This is a genomic window from Polaromonas sp. (assembly GCF_041689105.1).
Taxonomy (GTDB): domain Bacteria; phylum Pseudomonadota; class Gammaproteobacteria; order Burkholderiales; family Burkholderiaceae_C; genus Polaromonas.
Window position 1 is genome coordinate 1 of the sequence record NZ_JBDNGU010000144.1, and the last position, 20,910, is coordinate 20,910.

The following is a 20,910-nucleotide window of genomic DNA, read 5'->3' on the forward strand; positions in this document are numbered from 1 at the left end:
AAGCACAGCCCCCTCGGGGGGCAGCGCAGCACGCGCAGCGGCAAGCGTGGGGGCCATCGTGCGCAGCGAAGGGCCGCCCCGAGCAAGCACAGCCCCCTCGGGGGGCAGCGCAGCACGCGCAGCGGCAAGCGTGGGGGCCATGATGCGGGAGCAATGGGTGGTCACCTTGGCACTGGCGCCTCTGTCGCTGCTGCTGTTCAACCAGGTCTCGCTGGTCGGTCTGCTGGCCAATGGCCTGGCGATTCCCTGGGTGACCTTGCTCGTGACGCCGCTGACCATGCTGGGCGTCATCTGGGCACCGTTGTGGGACATGGCGGCGTGGGCAGTGGCCGCGCTGATGTTTTTTTTGCAATGGCTGGCGCGCTGGCCGCTGGCCAGCATCAGCGTGGCGGCGGTACCGCTGTGGTGTGGGGCGGCGGGTGTCGCCGGCGGGTTGCTGCTGGCCATGCGCCTGCCCTGGCACTGGCGCCTGCTGGGCCTGCCGCTGATGCTGCCGGTGCTGCTTTGGCAGCCCTTGCGGCCAGCAAGCGGCCAGTTCGAGGTGATCGCGGCGGATGTGGGGCAGGGCAATGCCCTGATTGTGAGGACCGCCGGCCACACCCTGGTGTACGACACCGGGCCACGGTTTTCGCGCGAAAGCGATGCCGGGCACCGCGTGCTGGTGCCCTTGCTTCGGGCTTTGGGTGAACGTGTGGACACCTTGATGCTGAGCCACCGCGATAGCGACCACATCGGCGGTGCGCCGGCCGTTCTGGCGATGCAGCCGCAGGCCGCGCTGCTCAGCTCGATTGAAGACGGGCACCCTCTGCAGACCCTGCGAAAGTCTGTGCGCTGTGCGGCCGGCCAGCGCTGGGTGTGGGACGGGGTGTTGTTTGAGGTGTTGCACCCTCTGGCGGGCGATTACGAGTCGCCGCAAAAATCCAATGCCATGAGTTGTGTGCTGCGCGTGGCCAACGGCAGCAACAGCGCCCTGCTGGCCGGCGACATCGAACTGGCCCAAGAGCAGCGCCTGGTTGCAGCGGGCGTGAACCTGCAGGCCGATGTTCTGCTCATACCGCACCATGGCAGCAAAACCTCGTCCAGCCCGGCTTTTCTCGATGCGGTGCAGCCGAGGCTGGCCCTGGCTCAGGCCGGTTATCGCAACCGCTTCGGCCATCCAGCGCCACCTGTGCTTGCGCGCTACCGCGAGCGCGGCGCCCTGGTTGTGGCTTCACCCGAATGCGGTGCAGCCCGATGGATGAGCGAGCGGCCAGCGGCCATCAGCTGCCAGCGCCAGGCGGAACCGCGCTACTGGCATCATCGTCCCGGGCCTTGAAAAAGGCCGACTTCCTGCAAACGACTGGCTTAATACTTGCTAAGCTAGGGTGCCTGCCTGGAGGCAGGCGATGCAGAAGAACCCTGACGGAGATAAGCCGATGAGCGGACCGAAGTTTGACGAGATGAATACCGCCGACGCTGGCGTGCGGGCGCATTACCAGAGCTACCAGCGCTGGCTGGCCAGGCAGCCCGATGCGGTCATGCAGGCCAGGCGCGCAGAAGCCGAGATGATTTTTCGCCGCGTTGGCATCACGTTTGCCGTGTACGGCGACAAGGACGACGGCAACTCTGAAACCGGCGGCACTGAAAGACTGATTCCTTTTGACCTGATCCCGCGCGTCATCCCGGCGCACGAGTGGGACAGCATGGAACGTGGCCTGGTTCAGCGCGTCACCGCGCTGAACCGTTTCATTCACGATGTCTACCACGACCAGGAGATCGTCAAGGCGGGTGTGGTTCCGTCCGAGCAGATTTTCCAGAACGCGCAGTTCCGCCCCGAGATGATGGGCGTCGAGGTACCGGGCAACATTTACTCGCATATCAGCGGCATCGACATCGTGCGCGCACCCAATGCGCAGGGCGAGGGCGAGTACTACGTGCTTGAAGACAACCTGCGTGTGCCCAGCGGCGTAAGCTACATGCTGGAAGACCGCAAGATGATGATGCGGCTGTTTCCCGACCTGTTCAGTGAAAACCGGGTGGCGCCGGTGGCGCATTACCCTGACCTGCTGCTCGAAACCCTGCGCGATAACTCGCCGGCCCACCGCGCCGACCCGACCGTGGTGGTGCTGACGCCCGGCATGTACAACTCGGCCTACTTCGAACACGCCTTCCTGGCCCCGCAGATGGGCGTGGAACTGGTCGAAGGGCAAGACCTCTTCGTCAAGGACAACTTCGTCTACATGCGAACCACGCGCGGCCCCAAACGGGTTGATGTGATTTACCGCCGTGTGGACGACGACTTCCTCGATCCGCTGGCTTTCCGTCCGACCTCGACGCTGGGCTGCGCCGGCCTGCTCAATGTGTACCGCAGTGGCAACGTCGCGTTGTGCAACGCCATTGGCACCGGTGTGGCCGACGACAAGTCGATTTACCCCTACGTGCCGAAGATGATCGAGTTTTACCTCGGTGAAAAGCCTATTTTAAAAAACGTGCCGACCTACATGTGCCGCAACCCGGACGACCTGAAGTACACGCTGGCCAACATGAAGGACCTGGTGGTCAAGGAAGTGCACGGCGCTGGCGGCTACGGCATGCTGGTGGGCCCGGCGTCGACGCAGGCCGAGATCGAAAACTTCCGCAAGGCGGTGATGGCCAACCCGGCGGGCTACATCGCCCAGCCAACGCTGAGCCTGTCGACCTGCCCGACCTATGTCGAAAGCGGCATCGCGCCCCGCCACATTGATCTGCGGCCTTTTGTGCTCAGCGGAAAAACCGTGCAGATGGTGCCGGGCGGCCTCACCCGGGTTGCCCTGAAGGACGGCTCACTGGTCGTCAACTCTTCCCAGGGCGGAGGCACCAAGGACACCTGGGTGCTCGAGGACGACAGCCACGGAACGGGAGATTCGCAGTCGCAGTCGCAGGCCGGGCAGTCGCAAAGCCAGTCGCTGGCAGGGGTCAGATAATGCTGTCCCGTACTGCTGACCATCTCTTCTGGATGTCCCGCTACACCGAGCGCGCTGGCGACATGCCGCAGGCATTCGCGGGGATGACTCATCAATTGCGCGCAGCGCTTGTGAGGTCATCACCAAAACACGCAAAGCGCGCCAGCGCTTTCGGTGTTTGAGGCCAAGGAGAAATAAATGTTGTCAAGAACCGCCGATCACCTTTTTTGGATGTCACGCTACACCGAGCGCGCCGAAAACACCGCGCGCATGCTCGATGTCAACTACCAGACCTCGCTCCTGCCGCAATCGACCGCTGTGGCGCAGATGGGATGGAAAGGGCTGCTGAGCATCAGCGAGCTGTCGCCCGCCTACGAAAGCAAATACGGCGGCGTCAATGTGCGCGACGTGATGGACTTCATGGTGCGTGATGAAAAAAATTCATCAAGCATCATCTCCTGCCTGAAAAACGCGCGTGAGAACGCGCGGGCGGTGCGCGGCACCCTGACCACCGAGGTGTGGGAGACGCAAAACCAGACCTACCTGGAAATATTCCGCATGCTGCGGCAGGGCGAGTTCGAGCGTGATCCGGGCCAGTTTTTCGAATGGGTGAAGTTCCGCTCGCATCTGTCGCGCGGTGTCACCGTCGGCACCATGCTGCAGGATGAAGCCCTGCATTTCATGCGTCTGGGCACGTTTCTGGAACGTGCCGACAATACCGCGCGCCTGGTCGATGTGAAGTTTCATGCGGTGCAGAGCGACTTCTATGGCGCGGCCAGCGAAAAGGACCAAGAGTACGACTTCTACCACTGGAGCGCTATTTTGCGCAGCGTCAGCGCGTTCGAGATCTACCGCCGTGTTTACCGCAATGTCATCAAGCCTGAGCGCGTCGCCGAGCTGCTGATCCTGCGCGGCGACATGCCGCGTTCACTGGCCGCCAGCCTGCAGGAGGTGGTCAACAACCTCAAGCTGGTAACCGATGACGCGGGTTGCGACACCGTGCGCTGCGCCGGCAAGCTTCATGCCGATCTTCAGTACGCCCGCATTGACGAAATCCTGGCGACCGGCCTGCATGCCTACCTGACCCAGTTCCTGGACCGCGTCAACGAACTCGGCGCCCACATCAGCCGGGATTTCCTTGTGCCGGCCACCAGTTGAGCATCACACAACCGCTCCCTGCGCTGCCCTCCCCGAAATTGATCCGCTCGGGGGTGCGAGAGCTGAATGAAGTGTGCGACCGCAGGGGCTCTTCTCTTTTCAAGCAGGGGCCGCGGATCTGGCTCTGCCAGTCTGCAGGCGCAGAGGCCCCCTTGGGGGGCAGGGAGCTACACGCAGTGAGCGACCGTGGGGGCCAACTCTCATGAAGTTACATGTCCGACATGTCACCGACTACCGCTACACGGAGCCGCTGCGTTACGCGTTGCAGACGCTGTGGCTGACGCCGCAGTCCGGGCCTGCGCAGACCGTGCTCTTCTGGAGCCTGGGCGCACCGGAAAAACTGTTTGCACAACGCGATGCCTTTGGCAACACCATCAACGCCTACACCTTTGTCGGCAAGGACAGCGACAACGTGCGCTGGAGCCTGGTCAATGCGGCCGGCGATGTGGAGACACTCGGCATTGCCGAATTCACCGATGAGCCAACACTACCGCCGCCCTATTTCTTCTTGCGCGCCACGCACCTGGCCGAGCCGCATTTCAGGCTGGCGGAGTTTGGGCGGCGGTTCATCCCGCAAAGCATCGACGGGACTGCAGATTTGCAGGCGCTTCTGGCCCTGAGCCTGGGCGTGGCGGGCGCAGTCAGCTATCAAAAAAACAGTACCAATGTGACCACCACGGCGCTGGAGGCCTTCGAGGCGGGTGAGGGCGTTTGCCAGGACCAGGCGCATGTGATGGTGGCCATCTGCCGCAGCCTGGGCTACCCCGCACGGTACGTCAGTGGCTATTTTTACGCCGCCAACGAGCCTGACCTGGCCAGCCATGCCTGGGTCGATGTGTGCCTGGACGTGGCAGCGCGCCGCTGGGTCAGCATCGACGTGACGCACAGCTGCCTGATCGACGAACGCCATGTGCGCCTGGCCATGGGCACCGACTACAACGCCTGTCCACCGATCAAGGGTGTGCGCCAGGGTGGCGGCGAAGAGAGCATGACGGTGGAAATCACCATCCAGCCGGTGTGAGGCCGAGCGGCTTTAGCTGGCGCTGTTTTTACGCGCCGCCACTTCCCGGCCCAGCTCGATCACCGCCATCGCGTAATAACTGCTCCAGTTGTAGCGCGTGATCGCGTAGAAGTTCTCGGTGCCAGCGACATAGATGGGTGCACTGCCGCCGTTGTTGGGGTCGCCGTTGAGCAACTCCACCAGTGCCAGCCGGCCGGTATGCTGCAGGGCCTGGCCCTCCAGCACCGCGCCCCTGGCGGCGAAGCTGGCGACGCTGAAGGTGGGCAGGATGTCGGGCGCCATCAGCGCATCCATGTCCAGGGTCGCGGTGTCGAAACGGACGGGGTAATGCGTGGGCATGCCGGGCTGCCAGTTGAAGGCCTTGAAGTAGTTGGCGACCGAGCCGATGACGTCGGCCGGGCTGCCCCACAGGTCAATCTTGCCGTCGCCGTCAAAGTCCACCGCGTATTTGTTGCGGCTCGACGGCATGAACTGCGGCATCCCCATGGCGCCGGCATAACTGCCGAGCGCGGCAAACGGGTCGGCATTGAGGCGGCTTTGCAGGGTCAGGAATTGCTCGATCTCACCCTTGAAAAATTCGCTGCGCTCGCGCGCCCGCGGATGCGACGCCGGAAAATCGAAAGCCAGCGTGGCCAGCGCGTCCAGCACCCGGAATTTGCCGGTGACGCGGCCGTAAATGGTTTCGACGCCGATGATGCCCACGATGATCTCGGCCGGCACGCCGTATTCCGCTTCCGCGCGGGCCAACGCCGCCTGATTGTCCTGCCAGAAACGCACGCCAGCGGCAATGCGGACCGGGTCGATGAAGCGGCTGCGGTACACGCGCCAGTTCTTGGTGAAGGTTTTGGCCGGCGGCTGCATCAGGCGTACCACCGTCGGCAGATGGCGGGCCTGGCCCAGGGTCTCTCGCACCCACTGGGGGTCCAGGTCGCGCCGGCTGGCCAGATCATCGGCAAAACGCATGGCCTCGGGGCGGCTCGCATACAACTGCTCCTGGGGCGCCGTGCCTGCATTGCTGGTTTTTCGGATCTTTGGGTCTTTTGCGACTGCAGCGCCCGCCATACCTGCGCAAGCAGCTATCAAAAGAGGAGCGATCCAGCGGCGGGATGCGGCAAGCGAGGACAGGAGGGAGAGGTTCATGCGAAAAATGCGCTTCCTGAAACAGAAAGGAGGGTGAGGGTAAAACGACAGTATCGCGCCAGGCCGGTACTGCCTTTGTGGGACGAGGGCTTAAACCGGCCAGCGCAGTTCTGCGTACTGCTTTTTCAGCCCGGGCAGGGTGGTGGCTGAACCGGCGGCGGACGACGCGGCATACCGCTGGGCTTCGAGCCGCAGCAGCCAGTCGTGCAACGGCTGAGCCTGGCTGCCATGCTGCTGCAGCGCCTGCAGGGCCAACTGTCGCGGCGAGCTTGCAGCGCTGCTGGCCAGCCCGGCGCGGTGGGATCGCTGGCGCGCGCGGGCCAGCAGCCGGAGCCAGGGGTCGTGCTGGACTTTTTCCCACCAGGCCCAGACGGCGCCAGCCAGACTCACCAGGACGACGATGCCGATCAGCAGGTAACTGAGGTCTTCCCAGCTCGGTGACTCAAAGCCGATGTTTTTAAGCAGGTTGAGCTGTTTGCCTTGCGTGTAGTTGAGCACCCACTGGTTCCAGCGGTTGTTCACCGCCTCCCAGGCTGCGCGCAACTGGGCCGACAGGTTGGGGTTGAGGTTGCCCAGTGCCTGGCCCACCAGGCCCTGAGGCGCGGCCAGTCGCTGGAAAGCGCCAGTGCGTCCCGGTGACACCGCCGAGGTCGGGTCCACCCGCACCCAACCCTGGCCGGTCTGCCAGACTTCGGTCCAGGCGTGCGCATCGCTCTGGCGCAAGACCCAGAAGCCGTCGACGGAATTGATTTCGCCGCCTTGGTAGCCAGTGACGATGCGCGCCGGCACATCCATAGCCCGCATCAGCACCACGAAGGCCGAGGCGATGTGTTCGCAAAATCCTTCCTTGCGGTCGAACCAGAACTCGTCGGCGGTGTGGGTGCCGTAAACGCCCGGCTCCAGGGTGTAAAGGTAGCCGCCTGTGCGCAGGCGCTCCATGGCCACCTTGACCAGCGCGCGGCTGTCCGCCTGCGCATAGCGCGGATCGCGCCGGATCTCGGCGGCGAGCGCCAGCGTGCGCGGATTAAAACCCGGCGGCAACTCGACAAACTCCTGCAGGCCGACTTCCTGCTTGTCCGGCCCATGGCGGAACACCGGGTTGCTTTGCACCTGATAACGCACGATGTCGGTGATGGGCCGGTCCGTGAGCCACTGCAGGTCGCTGCTCATGCGCGTGCGGTAGCCTGGCACGGCGGGGCTCTCGGCGGCGGCTTCCATCACAAACAGCCAGGGGCGGCTGGTCGGCTGCAGGGTGACCTGGTAAGACAGGGACGCCCCCTCGACGCTCAGGTTGTCGGCTAGCTTGTAGCGCGACGGAAAGCGCGAATCCGATGACGGTCGCCACTCACGTCCGTCGAAGCTGGACAGCACGGGGCCGCGAAAATACAGGTCGCGCTGTGGCGGCGGCTGGCCTTCAAAGGCGATGCGCATGGCGATGCTGTCGTCCAATGCCAGGCGCGCGATGGTGCCAACCTGCATGCTGGCGCTCAGGCCGCTGCGTCCGGTCATCGCGTCTGTGGGTGTGCCCCACAGCGGCGCCAGCCGCGGAAAGAGCAAAAACAGCACCACCATCACCGGCGCACCCAGCAGTGCCATCCAGCCGGCTGTTTTTGCGGCTTGCAGCAGTGGCGGCTTGCCCACCGGCATGTGCGCATTGACCAGCGCGGTCAGCAAGCCCAGCAGGCCCAGCAGCATGCTGAAGGCCGTCAGCAGCGACTGGGAGTAGAAAAAATTGGTGAGCATGGTGAAGAAGCCGAGGAAAAACACCACAAAGGCGTCGCGCCGGGCGCGCAGCTCCAGCGTCTTGAGCGCCAGCAGGATCACGATCAGTGTGACCCCCGCATCGCGGCCCAGCAAGGTCTTGTGGGTCAGCAGCGTGGCCCCGACGGCCAGCGCCAGCAGGCCCAGCAGCCACCACTTGTTCGGCAGGGCCTGGTTGCCCAGCGCCAGCTTGCCGCGCCACAGCAGCATCGCCGCCGCCATCGCGCTGCACCACCAAGGCAGGTGACTGACCTGCGGTAGCAGCACCCAGGTGATGACAGCCAGCAGAAACAGGGTGTCGCGGGTGTCGCGGGGCAAAGTCTTGAGGCGGGCTAGCAACGGCTACCCCCACGAGAGATTGTCTGTGTGATCGGATGCTTGTGGTGCGCCAGCAAGCCGGGGGTTGCCCGGCGGCAAGTAACTTTCTTTTGCTTCGCCAAAAGAAAGTCACCAAAGAAAAGGCGACCCTGCTGTCTGCGTCCCCGGCGCTTCGCGCCGGGGCAACCTGCGGTGCTCGGTCCAGCCGGGGTCTCGCTCGAACTCGCCTTCGACTCAGACAATCGCGATCCCTGATCCGTCTGGCCCTGCGTTCCTCGGCGCAGACAGAAGGGTGGTGGGGTCGGGTGCCGGTTCGGGAACGAATTCGGGTACGCAATCGGGCTCCGGCGAGGACGCGCTATGCGCGTCCTCGCCTCCCCGCATCCGGTTTCGTTTCGCCACCCGTCGGGCTGGGCCGAGGAGCGCAGCCGAAAGTGGATCAGGGCGAGCGATTGTCTGAGCGCAGCGAGTTCGAGCTCGACCCCACTTTCGGCGAGCACCGCAGGTTGCCCGTAGCGAAGCGGAGGGACCCAGACCATCGGGTCGCCTTTCTTTTGGGTACTTTTCTTTGGCGACGCAAAGAAAAGTGCCTCGCCCGCCGGGGCGAGACCCGGCTTGCTGGATGACCTACCGAGCCGCAAGCTTGCACAGGCTTCGATAGGCTCAACCCGAATGACAGAGGGCTGAGTAGCGCCGCGTGCAGGGGGGCTGGCGCTGGTCAACATAAAGCCAACGCTTCCAGACACAAGCGTTTGTGCGCCTCCCCGCTGGATGGTTTGATCTGCACGCCCGGCAGGCGCAGGCCATAACTCAGGCCGAGCTTGTCGGCCTGCAGCAGCCAGGCGCACAGGCGCGAGAGCCGCGCTTCGGTGTCCAGCGAGCCGGCCTGTACGAAGTCGAGCCAGAGTTCGTGGCGCTGGGCCTGCTGCGCGTCGCGTACCACCAGGCCGTTGCCCTGCTCATCTGCCTTGGCAGCTTTTTTCCACATCACCAGCTTGAGGGGGTCGCCGCGCCGGTAGCTGCGTATGCTGTCGAACTCGCCACTGCTTTGCACGCGCGCTGCAGCGCTCGCCGCGCCCGCGCGTGGCTCGCCCGGCGGCAGGGGTGGAGGTTCGGGTTCGGGTGCCGGATAGACCAACAGCTGTGCGGCGGGCCGCCAGATGGTCCAGACGCGAAACGTGCCCAGGGGGAAACGTGTTTCGGCGGTCAGGGTAGGCAGGCGGTGCATGCCGCGCCGCGCGGGCATGAAGGCCACCTGCACCGTGGCGCTGCCCTGGGCTGGCACATCGGTCCAGGCCCAGTGCGGGCCGCCCTGCGCGCCAGGGGTGTCCAGCACACTCAGGCCGATGCCATGGCGTGCGGACCGCCGCGTGTTCGTGAGTTTGACGTCAAAAATGGCCGGAGCCCCCGCGAACTGGGCGGAGGGTGCTATCAAATTCATGGCAAGCCCGCGCAGTGTGCCGTGGCACACATGCATGCCAGTGATGGCGCTGCCTGCCAGCAAAAAGGTCAGCAGGTAGCCCAGGTTGAGCTGGTAGTTGATGGAGGCAACCAGCAACACCATCAATGTCAGCGCCAGCATCAGCCCGGGCCGCGTCGGCAGGATGTAGACGTTGCGTTGCGTCAGCAGCACGCTGTCGCTCAGTGGAAGGCGGCTTTGCCACCATAGCTGGAACCGGGCACGAACAAAAATAAAGGGATTGAGGGAGGCTGCGTTCATGCGCTGTCATTCCGGCCTTGCGCCGGAATCCAGGCTGCGGTGGTCGTGGATTGCGGATCAAGTCCGCAATGACAGAAATCTCTCATGGCAAAGGCACGGCCTCAAGCATGGCCCGCACCTGCTCGACCGAGCCGCGACCGGCATTGGTGACGGGAACCAGCCGGTGCGCCGCTGTTTGCGGCAGCACCGCCACGATGTCGTCGGGGGCTACATAGTCACGGCCGCTCAGAAATGCCTGCGCGCGCGCGGCGCGCATCACGGCAATGCCTGCGCGCGGGCTCAGGCCTTGCAGGAACCACTGGCCGGATCGCGTGGCGGCAATCAGATCCTGCAGGTAGTTGAGCAGTGGCTCCGCAGCATGCAACTGCTGTACCTCCTGCTGCAGCTCCAGCAGATCGCGCGGTGTGAGCAGGGTGTCCAGGTTTTCCACCATATCGCGGCGGTCGCTGCCGCCCAGCAACAGGCGTTCGGCGGCCCGGTCCGGGTAGCCCAGCGAGATGCGCATGTGAAAACGGTCCAGCTGCGATTCGGGCAGGGAGTAGGTGCCCAGCTGGTCGTGCGGGTTCTGCGTGGCGATCACAAAAAAAGGCACGGGCAACGGCCGGGTTTCGCCTTCCACGGTCACCTGTTTTTCTTCCATGGCTTCGAGCAACGCGCTTTGCGTGCGCGGGCTGGCGCGGTTGATTTCGTCGGCCAGCAGCACCTGGGCAAACACGGGGCCAGGATGAAAGACAAAACCCTCCTTCTGCCGCTCATAGATCGACACGCCGGTCAGGTCGCTGGGCATCAGGTCGGCAGTGAACTGCACGCGCGAAAACTGCAGGCCGAACGAGCGCGACAAGGCGTGCGCCAGGGTAGTTTTTCCGACACCGGGCACGTCCTCGATCAGCAAATGCCCCCCGGCCAGCAGGCAGGCCACGCAGTCCTGTACTTGGACGGGCTTGCCCACAATGACCGTGTTAAGCTGGCTCAGCAGTGCCTGAATTTTTTGTTTTGCATTCATGCCATCAACCTTACCGCAAAATTTTTCGATATGAATGCCACCGCGTATTACACCCACGCCGACTGCCGCAAGCATGAGATGGGTCCGGGTCATCCCGAGTGTCCGGAGCGGCTAGATGCCATCGAGGATCACCTCTTGATGACAGGTGTCGGCGATGCGCTGGACCGGCGCGAGGCGCCACTGGCCTCGCTGGGCGACATCGAATTGGGGCATGACCGCATGATGATTGCGGCCATCCGCGGCCTGGGCGACCAGCTCGCCGACGACCTGAACGCAGGCGGGCCCCAGTACGCGCAACTGGATCCGGACACTGCGCTCAATGTACACACCTGGAACGCCATGCTGCGCGCCGCCGGCGCTTCGCTGGCAGCGACCGATGCGGTGATGGCCGGCGAGGTTGAAAACGCCTTCTGCGCAGTGCGACCACCCGGCCACCATGCCTGCCACGACAAGGCGATGGGTTTCTGTTTTTTCAACAATGTCGCGATTGCTGCCAAATATGCGCTTGAGCGCCACGGGTTGAAGCGCGTTGCGATTGTCGACTTCGACGTGCACCACGGCAACGGCACGGAAGACATCATCCGCGGCGATGACCGCATCCTGATGGTGAGTTTTTTCCAGCATCCGTTTTATCCGCACGGCGGAATGCAGGGGGGCGACAACATGGTGAACATCCCGGTGGCCGCCTACACCAAAGGCCTGGCCGTACGCGAGATGATCGAGGCGTTGTGGATCCCCCGCCTGGAAGCCTTCAAACCCCAGATGATTTTCATCAGCGCCGGCTTTGATGCACACCGCGACGACGACCTGGGCCAGCTGGGCCTGACCGAGCAGGACTACGCCTGGATCACCCAACGCATCAAGGATGTGGCCAAACGCCATGCCGGCGGGCGTATCGTCTCCTCGCTCGAAGGGGGCTACAACCTCAAGGCCCTGGCACGCAGCGTGGAAGCGCACATCCGTGTGCTGGCTGATTTGTAGTCCGGGAGAGGGGGATGCAGATGATGTCCGACGCCGTCCTGCACACGCGTGATGAACGCGGCGTAAACCGGCTGACACTGAACCGTGCAGAGGCCTTCAATACGCTGAGCGAAGAGATGCTGGTGGCCCTGCAGTCCGCGCTGGACGCGGTGGCTGCGGACCCGCAGGCGCGTCTGGTGGTGCTGGCCGCGCAGGGCAAGGCGTTCTGCGCCGGGCACAACCTCAAGGAAATGCGCGCGCAGCCCGAGCTGGCGTACTACCAGAAGCTGTTTGCCCAATGCACCCGGGTGATGCTGTCCATCCAGAGCCTGCCGGTGCCGGTGCTGGCGCGGGTGCAGGGTGTGGCTACGGCGGCCGGTTGCCAACTGGTGGCGCAATGCGACCTGGCGATTGCCGGCAGCCAGGCGAGCTTCGGCGTCAACGGTATCGACGCGGGACTGTTTTGCGCCACGCCCAGCGTGCCGCTGGTGCGCAACATTCCCGCCAAGCAGGCCATGGAAATGCTGCTCACCGGTGGCTTCATCACAGCCGAAGAAGCGCGTGCGCGCGGCCTGGTCAACCGGGTGGTGCTGCTCGAAGAGCTCGATGCCGCCGTCGAAGACATGGCGCAGTCCATCCTGGCCAAACCCCGCGAGGCCGTGGCAATGGGCAAGGCACTCTTCTACCAGCAGCGTGAAACCGGCATCGCCGCCGCCTACCAACTGGCCGGGCAGACCATGGCCTGCAACATGGTTCACCCCGTTGCGCAGGAGGGCGTACAGGCCTTCATCGAAAAAAGGAAGCCGCAATGGCCCGCGTAGGAGCACCCACCCCCAGGATTGAAGATATCGACGCCTGGTTGGCTGGCATCACGCAACCCAGCGCGCTGGCCGAGCTTGCCGCGCTACTTGTATGCGTCGGCTTGGCCTGGGGTCTGGTCTGGCTGGTGCGCCGCGCCAGCGGCCTGCCCAACGAACGCTCCATATGGTTTGGCCGGCAGATCATTGACGGCGTGATGTTTCCCATGGTGCTGCTGGCGCTGGCTTACCTCTCCTTCATGCTGTTGGCGCGCTGGCTGCCGGTAGCGGTGTTCAAAATCGCGATCCCGGTGCTGGTCGCGTTGGCGGTGATCCGGCTGGGTGTCAAGGTGTTGCAGGTGGTGTTCGTGAACGCGCCTTTCGTGAGGTCTCTGGAGCGCAGTATTTCCTGGCTGGCCTGGGTGGCCATGGTGCTATGGGTCAGCGGCCTGCTGCCCCTGGTGCTTGAAGAACTGGACGACATCCGCTGGAAAGTCGGCGGTGCCACGCTGTCGGTGCGCACCATGATCGAAGGCGCCTTGACGGCCGGCATTGTGTTGCTGCTTGCGCTGTGGATCTCCGCTGCCATCGAGTCGCGGCTGCTCAGGTCAGCGACGGGCGGGCAGTTGTCGCTTCGCAAGGCGGCCAGCAATGCCGTGCGTGCGCTGCTGGTGTTTGTTGGCTTGCTGGTGGCGCTGTCAGCGGTCGGGATTGACCTGACAGCGCTGTCGGTTCTGGGGGGTGCCATCGGGGTGGGCATTGGTTTTGGCTTGCAGAAGCTGGCAGCCAGTTACGTCAGCGGATTCGTCATGCTGGCCGAGCGCAGCGTGCGCATCGGGGACAACGTGCGCGTGGATGATTTTGAGGGCCGCATCACCGACATCAATGCGCGCTACACCGTTGTGCGTTCGCTGGGTGGGCGCGAGGCCATCATCCCCAACGAGATGTTCATCAGCAATCGCATTGAGAACCTGTCGCTTGCCGATCCGCGGATTTTGCAGTCCACCGTGGTGTCCGTCGGCTACGACAGCGATGTCGAACTGGTCATGTCCCTGCTGGCCGAGGCCGCACTCAGCCAGGACCGTGTGTTGCGCGATCCAGCGCCCGGTGTCAATCTGACAAATTTCGGCGCGGACGGCCTGGAGTTCACACTGAACTACTGGATGACTGATCCTGAAAACGGGCAGCAGAACCTGCGCTCAAGAATCAACCTGGTCATTTTGCAATTGCTGCGCGGGCACGGCATTGAGATTCCTTATCCACAACGGGTGATTCATACCCGGGTTCAGGCAAGTCATGCGGGGCAGGATGGGCTGGAGGGGAAACGGCCATGACGTGCAGCGCGCCGCTGAAAGTTCACTTCATGAGCGACGGTAGCCAGAGACTGAGCCACGGGAAGGCCAGCAGCAGGCCCAGTGCCACGACTTGCATGAAGACAAACGGCCAGGTGCCCCGGAAGATGCTGCCCAGCCCGACCTGCGGCAACAAGGTGTTGAGCACGAACAGGTTCATGCCTACCGGCGGCGAGATCAGCCCGATCTGGATCACCATCACGATCAGTACGCCGAACCAGATCGGGTCAAAGCCCAGCGACACCACAATCGGAAAAAACAGCGGAATGGTCAGCAGCACCATGGTCAGCTCTTCCATCACGGTGCCCAGCAGCACGTAAATCGTCATCATGGCCACCACCACCATCAGCGGCGACAGGCCTGACTGGGTGATCAGGTTTTTCAGGTCGTACGGCATGGACGTGAAGTTCATGAAGTTGGCAAAAATGGTTGCCGCGATCAACAGGGTAAACAGCATGGCGGTGGTTCGGGCGGATTCCACCAGCACTTCCAGTGTGCTTTTCCAGGTCAGGCGGCGCCGGGCAAGGGCGAACAGGAAGGCGCCGGCGGCGCCAATGCCTGCGCCCTCGGTCGCCGTGAACACACCGCCGTAAATGCCGCCCAGTACCAGCACCATCAGCAGCAGCACGCCCCAGATGCCGCGCAATGCCGCCCAGCGCTCGGGCCAGCCGGTTTTTTCGCCGGCCGGTGCGTGCTCCGGGTCCATGAAAGTCATGAACAGCACGGCGACCATCAGCAGCAGGGCGATCACGATGCCCGGGATCACGCCGGCCGCAAACAGCTTGCCGATATTGGTCTCCGTCACGATGCCATAAATCACCAGGATCGTCGAAGGAGGGATCATGATGCCCAGCGTGCCACCAGCCGCGATGACCCCAGTGGAGAGCGAGTCGCTGTAGCCGAGCTTTTTCATCGATGGGTAGGCGACCTTGCTCATGGTCGCTGCTGTTGCAATCGACGAGCCGCAAATGGCGCCAAAGCCAGCGCAGGCGGCGATGGTGGCGTGGGCCAGGCCGCCCCGCAGGTGGCCGATGAAGGCGTAGGCGGCGTGGAAGAGTTCATGCGCCAGCCCGGCGCGGGCGACGAAGTTGCCCATCAGGATGAACAGCGGAATCACCGACAGCGTGTAGGCAAAGCCGGTCTCGTGCACCACCTGGGCGGTGCTGGCCAGCGCCGGATGCCAGCCGCGCGTGAGGCCCATACCGACAATCCCGACGAGTCCCATCGCAAAGGCCAGCGGCAGGCGCATCAGGGCCAGCACAAAAATGGCGGCAAAACCAATCAGGGCTTCGGTCACAGGGTGACTCCTTCGCCGGCCTCTTCGGCAGGCGAGGGCCGGAACATCAAGCGCAGGTGAATCAACCCTGCGACAGCACACAGCACGGCCATGCCATAGATGAACGGTGCCTTGAGGATTTTCAGCTGAGCCGTGGTTTCACCGGTCTCGAGGTACTGCCCGCCGGTTTGCCACATCAGCCAGCCCAGTGCCAGCAGCGCGGCGGCGCAGATGGCTTGCATGATTGCCCGTTGTATCTTGCGCAGGCCCGCTGGCAGGTAGTGATCCAGTGAATCGAACACCACGTGTTCTCCCCGGATTGACACCAGCGGAAGGGCGGCAAAAATAACCACCACCATCAGCAACTCGGTCAGCTCAAGCGATCCGGTAATCGAGTTGGAGAGCAGCTTGCGCCCGCCAACGTCAAAAAAAGTCAGCGCCATGATGGCAAACAGGGCAACCGCGGCCAACAGGCCGCACACCGTTTCAACAAGCTTGTTCAATCTTTGTCTCAATCAATAAAAAGCGCGGCCTCATTGTCCATGAGGCCGCGCTGCAAAGGCGAACCCGGGGTTTACTTTTCCTGTCTGGCGATCTCGGCGCGGAACTCGGCCAGCACCTTGGCTGCATCCTTCAGGCCTTTGGCTTCGGCATCCTTGATCCACTTCTGCTCCAGCGGTGCAGTTTTTGCCTTGACATCGGCAACAAATTTGGCATCGGCCTTGACGATCTGCACGTTGTTGGCCTGCATCAGGCCCATGGCGCGGCGGTCCACCTTGTCCCAGCCTCGGCCGTAGATACGCGCCGCGACTTCGCCCGAGATGGCATCGACGGCTTTCTTTTCGTCGGCGCTGAGCTTGTCGTACTTGGCCTGGTTCATCATGAAGACAAAGCTGGTGTTGTACAACCCGCCGGGGAAGGTGGTGGCGTGTTTGATCAGCTTGTCGATCTTGAAGGATTCGGTCGATTCCGCCGGGAACAGGGTGCCGTCCATCACGCCGCCAGACAGCAGCTCATACGAGTCTGGTGCGGGCTTGAGCGTCACATTCATGCCCAGCACCTTGGAGATTTCATTGACCATGCCGCCGCCCACGCGCCATTTCAGGCCGCCAAGTTCCTCGACGTTGGTCACTGGCCGTTTGGTATTGAACACAATGCCCGGGCCATGCGTGAAGAAGGAGATGACCTTCACGCCCTGGTGCTCGTCCAGGAATTGCGGGTTCTTCATGGCCACCTTGTTGAAGGCCACGGAAATCGGCTCGGAGGTGTTGCCCAGGAAGGGAAACTCGGCCATCTGTGCGTAGAGAAAACGGCCGGGTGTGTAGCCATGCACGGTATAGGACACATCGGCCAGGCCGTTTTTCACCGCATCCAGCGTGCCCGGTGCCGCCGTCACGCCGCGGGGCAAAATATTGCACCGCATTTTGCCGGTGGTGTTTTTCTCCAGCAGGTCGCACCATTCTTTCTGCGCCATGCTCAGCGTATGGGTAGGCGGCAACCAGCTGGAGACGGTCAGCACGGTCTGTGCAGAGGCAAAACCACTGCAGACAGTCAGCAGCGCGGCGGCGATGGGCTTGATATTCATAAAGGCTCCGGAATGGTCAGCAGACTGACCAGATGACTCTTTGGGGATGAATCGGTGGCTTGAGCCATCGCTTCATTCGGAACAGGTACTGTATGTCAGCGATCTGCTGCAGTCTGTCCCTACTTACCCCAATTAACCGACCCCCCGGTCTGTTAATTGCCGCTCCATTTGTCGCCGAGGCAACAATGCATTGGGCTTGGGGCTCTAATTCCGGTGCAAGAGCTATTTATAATAAAATAGAACGATCGTTCTATTTTTGTTCGGTGTAATCACTCCCACACTCTGCGCGTGACTTATTCGGAGGAGTGTTGTGCAGGCGCAGCATAGAATCAAGCGCTTTACGTGAACGTCAATCTGAACGTCAATCAATAAACTCTGGAGTTCTCTCATGAAGGTCCTGGTCCCCGTCAAACGTGTTGTCGATTACAACGTCAAGGTTCGCGTCAAGTCCGACGGCACTGGTGTGGACATTGCCAACGTCAAGATGAGCATGAATCCGTTTGACGAGATCGCGGTCGAAGAAGCCACGCGCCTCAAGGAAAAAGGCGTGGCGACCGAGGTGATTGCCGTGAGCTGCGGCGTCTTGCAGTGCCAGGAGACCCTGCGCACCGCCATGGCCATAGGCGCCGACCGCGCCATCCTGGTCGAAACCGCCGAAGAGTTGCAACCGCTGGCCGTCGCCAAGCTGCTCAAGGCCCTGGTTGAAAAAGAGCAGCCGCAGCTGGTGATCCTGGGCAAGCAGGCGATTGACGACGACTGCAACCAGACCGGCCAGATGCTGGCGGCGCTTTTGGGTTGGCCGCAGGCGACCTTTGCCTCCAAGGTGGATGTGGCCGACGGCAAGGCCGTGGTCATGCGCGAGGTTGATGGCGGCATGGAAACCCTGTCCTTGAGCCTGCCGGCCATCATCACGACCGACCTGCGCCTGAATGAGCCGCGTTACGTGACCTTGCCCAACATCATGAAGGCCAAGAAAAAGCAGCTCGACAACTTCAAGCCGGAAGACCTTGGCGTCGATGTCAAGCCGCGCCTGAAAACGCTCAAGGTCAGCGAGCCGCCCAAGCGCAGCGCCGGCATCAAGGTGCCCGACGTTGCCACGCTGGTGGACAAACTCCGGAACGAGGCCAAGGTCATCTAACAATCATCCCTGTCATTGCGGGCCTGACCCGCCATCCATGCTGGCGAGCCGCCGTGGATATTGAAACCCCGGACTTGATCCGGGGCCAAGATGACAACCACCCCAACAGGAGCCCATTCATGACATCTCTCGTCATCGCAGAACACGACAACGCCACCATCCGTCCCGCCACGCTTAACACCGTGACCGCAGCCGCCCAGTGCAGCGGCGACGTGCACGTGCTGGTTGCCGGGCTGAATGCCGGTGCCGCCGCCCAGGCCGCCAGCCAGATCGCCGGCGTCGCCAAGGTCATCCATGTCGATGGCGCGCATTTTGAACACGGTCTGGCCGAGAATATGGCCGCCCAGGTCATCGCGCTGGCTGGCAGCTATTCCCATATCCTGTTTCCCGCCACAGCGTCGGGCAAAAACATAGCGCCGCGTGTCGCGGCCCTGCTCGATGTCGGCCAGATCTCCGACATCACCAAGGTCGATGCGGTGGACACCTTTGAGCGCCCGATTTATGCCGGTAACGCGATTGCCATTGTGCAGAGTCTGGACGCCACCAAGGTCATTACCGTGCGTACCACCGGTTTTGATGCGGCTGCCGCTTCGGGTGGTTCTGCCGCAATTGACGTGGTCAGCGGCGAGGCCGACAGCGGGAAGTCCGTGTTTGTGGGCAGCGAAATCGCCAAGAGTGACCGCCCCGAATTGACGGCTGCCAAGATCATCGTCAGTGGTGGCCGCGCGCTGGGCAGTGCAGAAAAATTCAATGAAGTCATGACACCGCTGGCCGACAAGCTGGGCGCTGCGCTTGGCGCCTCGCGCGCTGCGGTCGATGCCGGCTACGCGCCCAATGACTGGCAGGTCGGCCAGACCGGCAAGATTGTTGCCCCCCAGCTCTACATCGCCGCAGGCATCAGCGGCGCGATCCAGCATCTGGCCGGCATGAAGGACAGCAAAGTGATTGTGGCGATCAACAAGGACGCCGAAGCGCCGATTTTCGGCGTTGCCGATTACGGCCTTGAGGCCGATCTGTTCACGGCGATACCGGAACTGGTCGCTGCGCTGTAAAACAAACAACTGTCATTGCGGGCCTGACCCGCCATTCGTGCTGGATCACTATCCCTGTTGCTACCTGCGGCATGGATCCCGGATCGGGTCCGGGATGACAACACACTGGAGACAAGACATGAGTTACAAAGCCCCCCTCAAGGACATGCTGTTTGACATCAAGCACCTGGCCGACATCGATGCGGTGGCGCAGATTCCGGGCTTTGAAGAAGCCGGCTTTGACACCGCCCAGGCCGTGCTCGAAGAATGCGCCAAGTTCAATGAAGGCGTCCTGTCGCCGCTGAACTGGGAAGGCGATAAAAATCCTTCAAGCTGGAAGGACGGCGTGGTCACGACGACGCCCGGCTTCAAGGAAGCCTATAAACAATACGCCGAGGGCGGCTGGCAGGGACTGCAGCATCCGCTGGACTTTGGCGGCCAGGGCCTACCCAAAACCATAGGTGCGTCTTGCGGCGAAATGCTGAACTCGGCCAACATGAGTTTTGCGCTGTGCCCGCTGCTGTCGGACGGTGCGATTGAAGCCCTGCTGACGGCTGGCTCCGACGAACTCAAGGCGACTTATCTTGAAAAACTGGTCAGCGGTCAGTGGACCGGTACCATGAACCTGACCGAGCCGCAGGCCGGCTCTGACCTGGCGATGGTTCGCTCCCGGGCCGAGCCGCAGCCCGACGGCACCTACAAGGTTTTTGGCACCAAGATCTACATCACCTACGGTGAACACGACATGGCCGAGAACATCGTCCACCTGGTGCTGGCGCGTGTGACCGGCGCGCCCGAAGGTGTCAAGGGAATCAGCCTGTTTGTGGTGCCCAAGTTCATGGTCGGCCAGGACGGCGCGCTGGGCGCGCGCAACGACGTGCACTGCGTGAGTATCGAACACAAACTCGGCATCAAGGCCAGCCCGACCGCCGTGTTGCAGTACGGTGACCACGGCGGCGCGGTCGGTTACCTCGTCGGCCAGGAAAACCGGGGTCTCGAGTACATGTTCATCATGATGAACTCGGCGCGTTACGCCGTCGGCATGCAGGGCATTGCGATTGCCGAGCGCGCCTACCAGAAGGCTGTGGCCTTCGCGAAAGACCGCGTGCAGAGCCGCCCGGTTGACGGCTCCATCAATGCGAGCGCACCCATCATTCACCATCCCGATGTCAAGCGCATGCTGATGACCATGCGCGCCTACACCGAAGGCTGCCGTGCGATGGCGTCGGTGGCTGCGGCGGCGTATGACGCTTCGCACCACCACCCCGATGCCGACGTGCGCAAGCAGAACCAGGCGTTCTACGAATACATGGTGCCTCTCGTCAAGGGTTACAGCACCGAGATGAGCCTGGAAGTCACCTCACTCGGCGTGCAAGTGCATGGCGGTATGGGTTTTATCGAGGAAACCGGCGCCGCGCAGTATTACCGCGATGCCAAGATCCTGACGATTTACGAAGGCACCACTGCCATCCAGGCCAACGACCTGGTCGGCCGCAAAACCGCGCGCGACGGCGGCCAGACCGCCAAGGGCATTGCCGGCCAGATTGAAAAAACCGAAGCAGCGCTGATCAAACAGGGAGGCGCTGCGGCGAAGACCGTTGCCAAACGCCTGAAGGCTGCGCGCGAAGCGTTTGTTGATGTGGTGGAATTTGTCGCTGGCAACACCAAGGCTTCGCCGAACGCGGTGTTCTCCGGCAGCGTGCCTTACCTGATGCTGGCCGGCAACCTG

Annotated in this window: 18 protein-coding genes; 11 read left to right on the top strand and 7 right to left on the bottom strand. The window is 62.8% G+C overall.

Annotation, left to right across the window (positions count from 1 at the left end; all coding sequences use genetic code 11):
• The 5 genes from ACESMT_RS14915 to ACESMT_RS14935 form a co-directional block, all read left to right on the top strand.
• The coding region (locus ACESMT_RS14915; protein WP_372827377.1) for a DNA internalization-related competence protein ComEC/Rec2 at positions 1-1,315 on the top strand (1,315 nt) is incomplete at its 5' end.
• 100 nt (positions 1,316-1,415) lie between these two features.
• Complete coding sequence (locus tag ACESMT_RS14920; protein ID WP_372827378.1) at positions 1,416-2,942, top strand: circularly permuted type 2 ATP-grasp protein; 1,527 nt, start codon at positions 1,416-1,418, stop codon at positions 2,940-2,942.
• Positions 2,942-3,103 carry an alpha-E domain-containing protein gene (locus ACESMT_RS14925; RefSeq protein WP_372827379.1) on the top strand — a complete coding sequence of 54 codons (162 nt, stop codon included), beginning with the start codon at positions 2,942-2,944 and terminating at the stop codon, positions 3,101-3,103. Before ACESMT_RS14920 ends, ACESMT_RS14925 begins: the two co-directional genes overlap by 1 nt.
• 16 nt (positions 3,104-3,119) lie before the next feature.
• Positions 3,120-4,079 carry an alpha-E domain-containing protein gene (locus ACESMT_RS14930; protein WP_372827380.1) on the top strand — a complete coding sequence of 320 codons (960 nt, stop codon included), beginning with the start codon at positions 3,120-3,122 and terminating at the stop codon, positions 4,077-4,079.
• Between the two features lie 202 nt (positions 4,080-4,281).
• The gene (locus ACESMT_RS14935; protein ID WP_372827381.1) at positions 4,282-5,100 is read left to right on the top strand and encodes a transglutaminase domain-containing protein; all 819 of its coding nucleotides are present in this window, start codon (positions 4,282-4,284) and stop codon (positions 5,098-5,100) included.
• Positions 5,101-5,112: 12 nt separating this feature from the next.
• On the opposite strand, the gene mltB is transcribed toward ACESMT_RS14935, so the two are convergent.
• The 4 genes from mltB to ACESMT_RS14955 form a co-directional block, all read right to left on the bottom strand.
• On the bottom strand, positions 5,113-6,240 hold the full coding sequence (gene mltB, locus ACESMT_RS14940; RefSeq protein WP_372827382.1) for a lytic murein transglycosylase B: 1,128 nt from the start codon (positions 6,238-6,240) through the stop codon (positions 5,113-5,115).
• A gap of 90 nt (positions 6,241-6,330) precedes the next feature.
• Entirely contained in the window at positions 6,331-8,319 is a 1,989-nt protein-coding gene (locus ACESMT_RS14945; protein WP_372827383.1) for a transglutaminaseTgpA domain-containing protein, read from the bottom strand.
• Positions 8,320-9,037: 718 nt separating this feature from the next.
• On the bottom strand, positions 9,038-10,039 hold the full coding sequence (locus ACESMT_RS14950) for a DUF58 domain-containing protein (RefSeq protein WP_372827384.1): 1,002 nt from the start codon (positions 10,037-10,039) through the stop codon (positions 9,038-9,040).
• A gap of 82 nt (positions 10,040-10,121) precedes the next feature.
• Positions 10,122-11,042, bottom strand: a complete 921-nt coding sequence (locus ACESMT_RS14955) for an AAA family ATPase (protein WP_372827385.1) — start codon at positions 11,040-11,042, stop codon at positions 10,122-10,124.
• 30 nt (positions 11,043-11,072) lie between these two features.
• On the opposite strand from ACESMT_RS14955, the gene ACESMT_RS14960 reads away from it, so the two are divergent.
• From ACESMT_RS14960 to ACESMT_RS14970, 3 genes are read left to right on the top strand one after another with little or no spacing between them, the layout of a single operon-like run.
• Entirely contained in the window at positions 11,073-12,023 is a 951-nt protein-coding gene (locus ACESMT_RS14960) for a histone deacetylase family protein (protein WP_372827386.1), read from the top strand.
• Positions 12,024-12,046: 23 nt separating this feature from the next.
• On the top strand, positions 12,047-12,823 hold the full coding sequence (locus tag ACESMT_RS14965) for an enoyl-CoA hydratase (protein WP_372827396.1): 777 nt from the start codon (positions 12,047-12,049) through the stop codon (positions 12,821-12,823).
• Positions 12,811-14,133, top strand: coding sequence for a mechanosensitive ion channel family protein (locus ACESMT_RS14970; protein ID WP_372827387.1), 1,323 nt, complete (start codon positions 12,811-12,813; stop codon positions 14,131-14,133). Before ACESMT_RS14965 ends, ACESMT_RS14970 begins: the two co-directional genes overlap by 13 nt.
• Before the next feature lie 22 nt (positions 14,134-14,155).
• Here the strand turns inward: ACESMT_RS14970 and ACESMT_RS14975 are convergent, their stop codons facing one another.
• The 3 genes from ACESMT_RS14975 to ACESMT_RS14985 all read right to left on the bottom strand — a co-directional run bounded on the left by ACESMT_RS14975 (position 14,156) and on the right by ACESMT_RS14985 (position 17,012).
• On the bottom strand, positions 14,156-15,448 hold the full coding sequence (locus tag ACESMT_RS14975) for a TRAP transporter large permease (protein ID WP_372827388.1): 1,293 nt from the start codon (positions 15,446-15,448) through the stop codon (positions 14,156-14,158).
• Positions 15,445-15,930: a TRAP transporter small permease gene (locus ACESMT_RS14980; protein ID WP_372827389.1), complete on the bottom strand. Its 486-nt coding sequence runs from the start codon at positions 15,928-15,930 to the stop codon at positions 15,445-15,447. The genes ACESMT_RS14975 and ACESMT_RS14980 overlap by 4 nt, the downstream gene beginning before the upstream one ends.
• Before the next feature lie 71 nt (positions 15,931-16,001).
• Positions 16,002-17,012 (bottom strand): TRAP transporter substrate-binding protein, encoded by a 1,011-nt coding sequence (locus ACESMT_RS14985; RefSeq protein ID WP_372827390.1) that lies wholly within the window; start codon positions 17,010-17,012, stop codon positions 16,002-16,004.
• A gap of 388 nt (positions 17,013-17,400) precedes the next feature.
• On the opposite strand from ACESMT_RS14985, the gene ACESMT_RS14990 reads away from it, so the two are divergent.
• The 3 genes from ACESMT_RS14990 to ACESMT_RS15000 all read left to right on the top strand — a co-directional run.
• Positions 17,401-18,150: an electron transfer flavoprotein subunit beta/FixA family protein gene (locus ACESMT_RS14990; RefSeq protein ID WP_372827392.1), complete on the top strand. Its 750-nt coding sequence runs from the start codon at positions 17,401-17,403 to the stop codon at positions 18,148-18,150.
• Positions 18,151-18,269: 119 nt separating this feature from the next.
• Complete coding sequence (locus ACESMT_RS14995) at positions 18,270-19,202, top strand: electron transfer flavoprotein subunit alpha/FixB family protein (protein ID WP_372827393.1); 933 nt, start codon at positions 18,270-18,272, stop codon at positions 19,200-19,202.
• 118 nt (positions 19,203-19,320) lie between these two features.
• Positions 19,321-20,910, top strand: a 1,590-nt coding sequence (locus tag ACESMT_RS15000; RefSeq protein WP_372827395.1) for an acyl-CoA dehydrogenase, incomplete at its 3' end; no start/stop codon positions are given.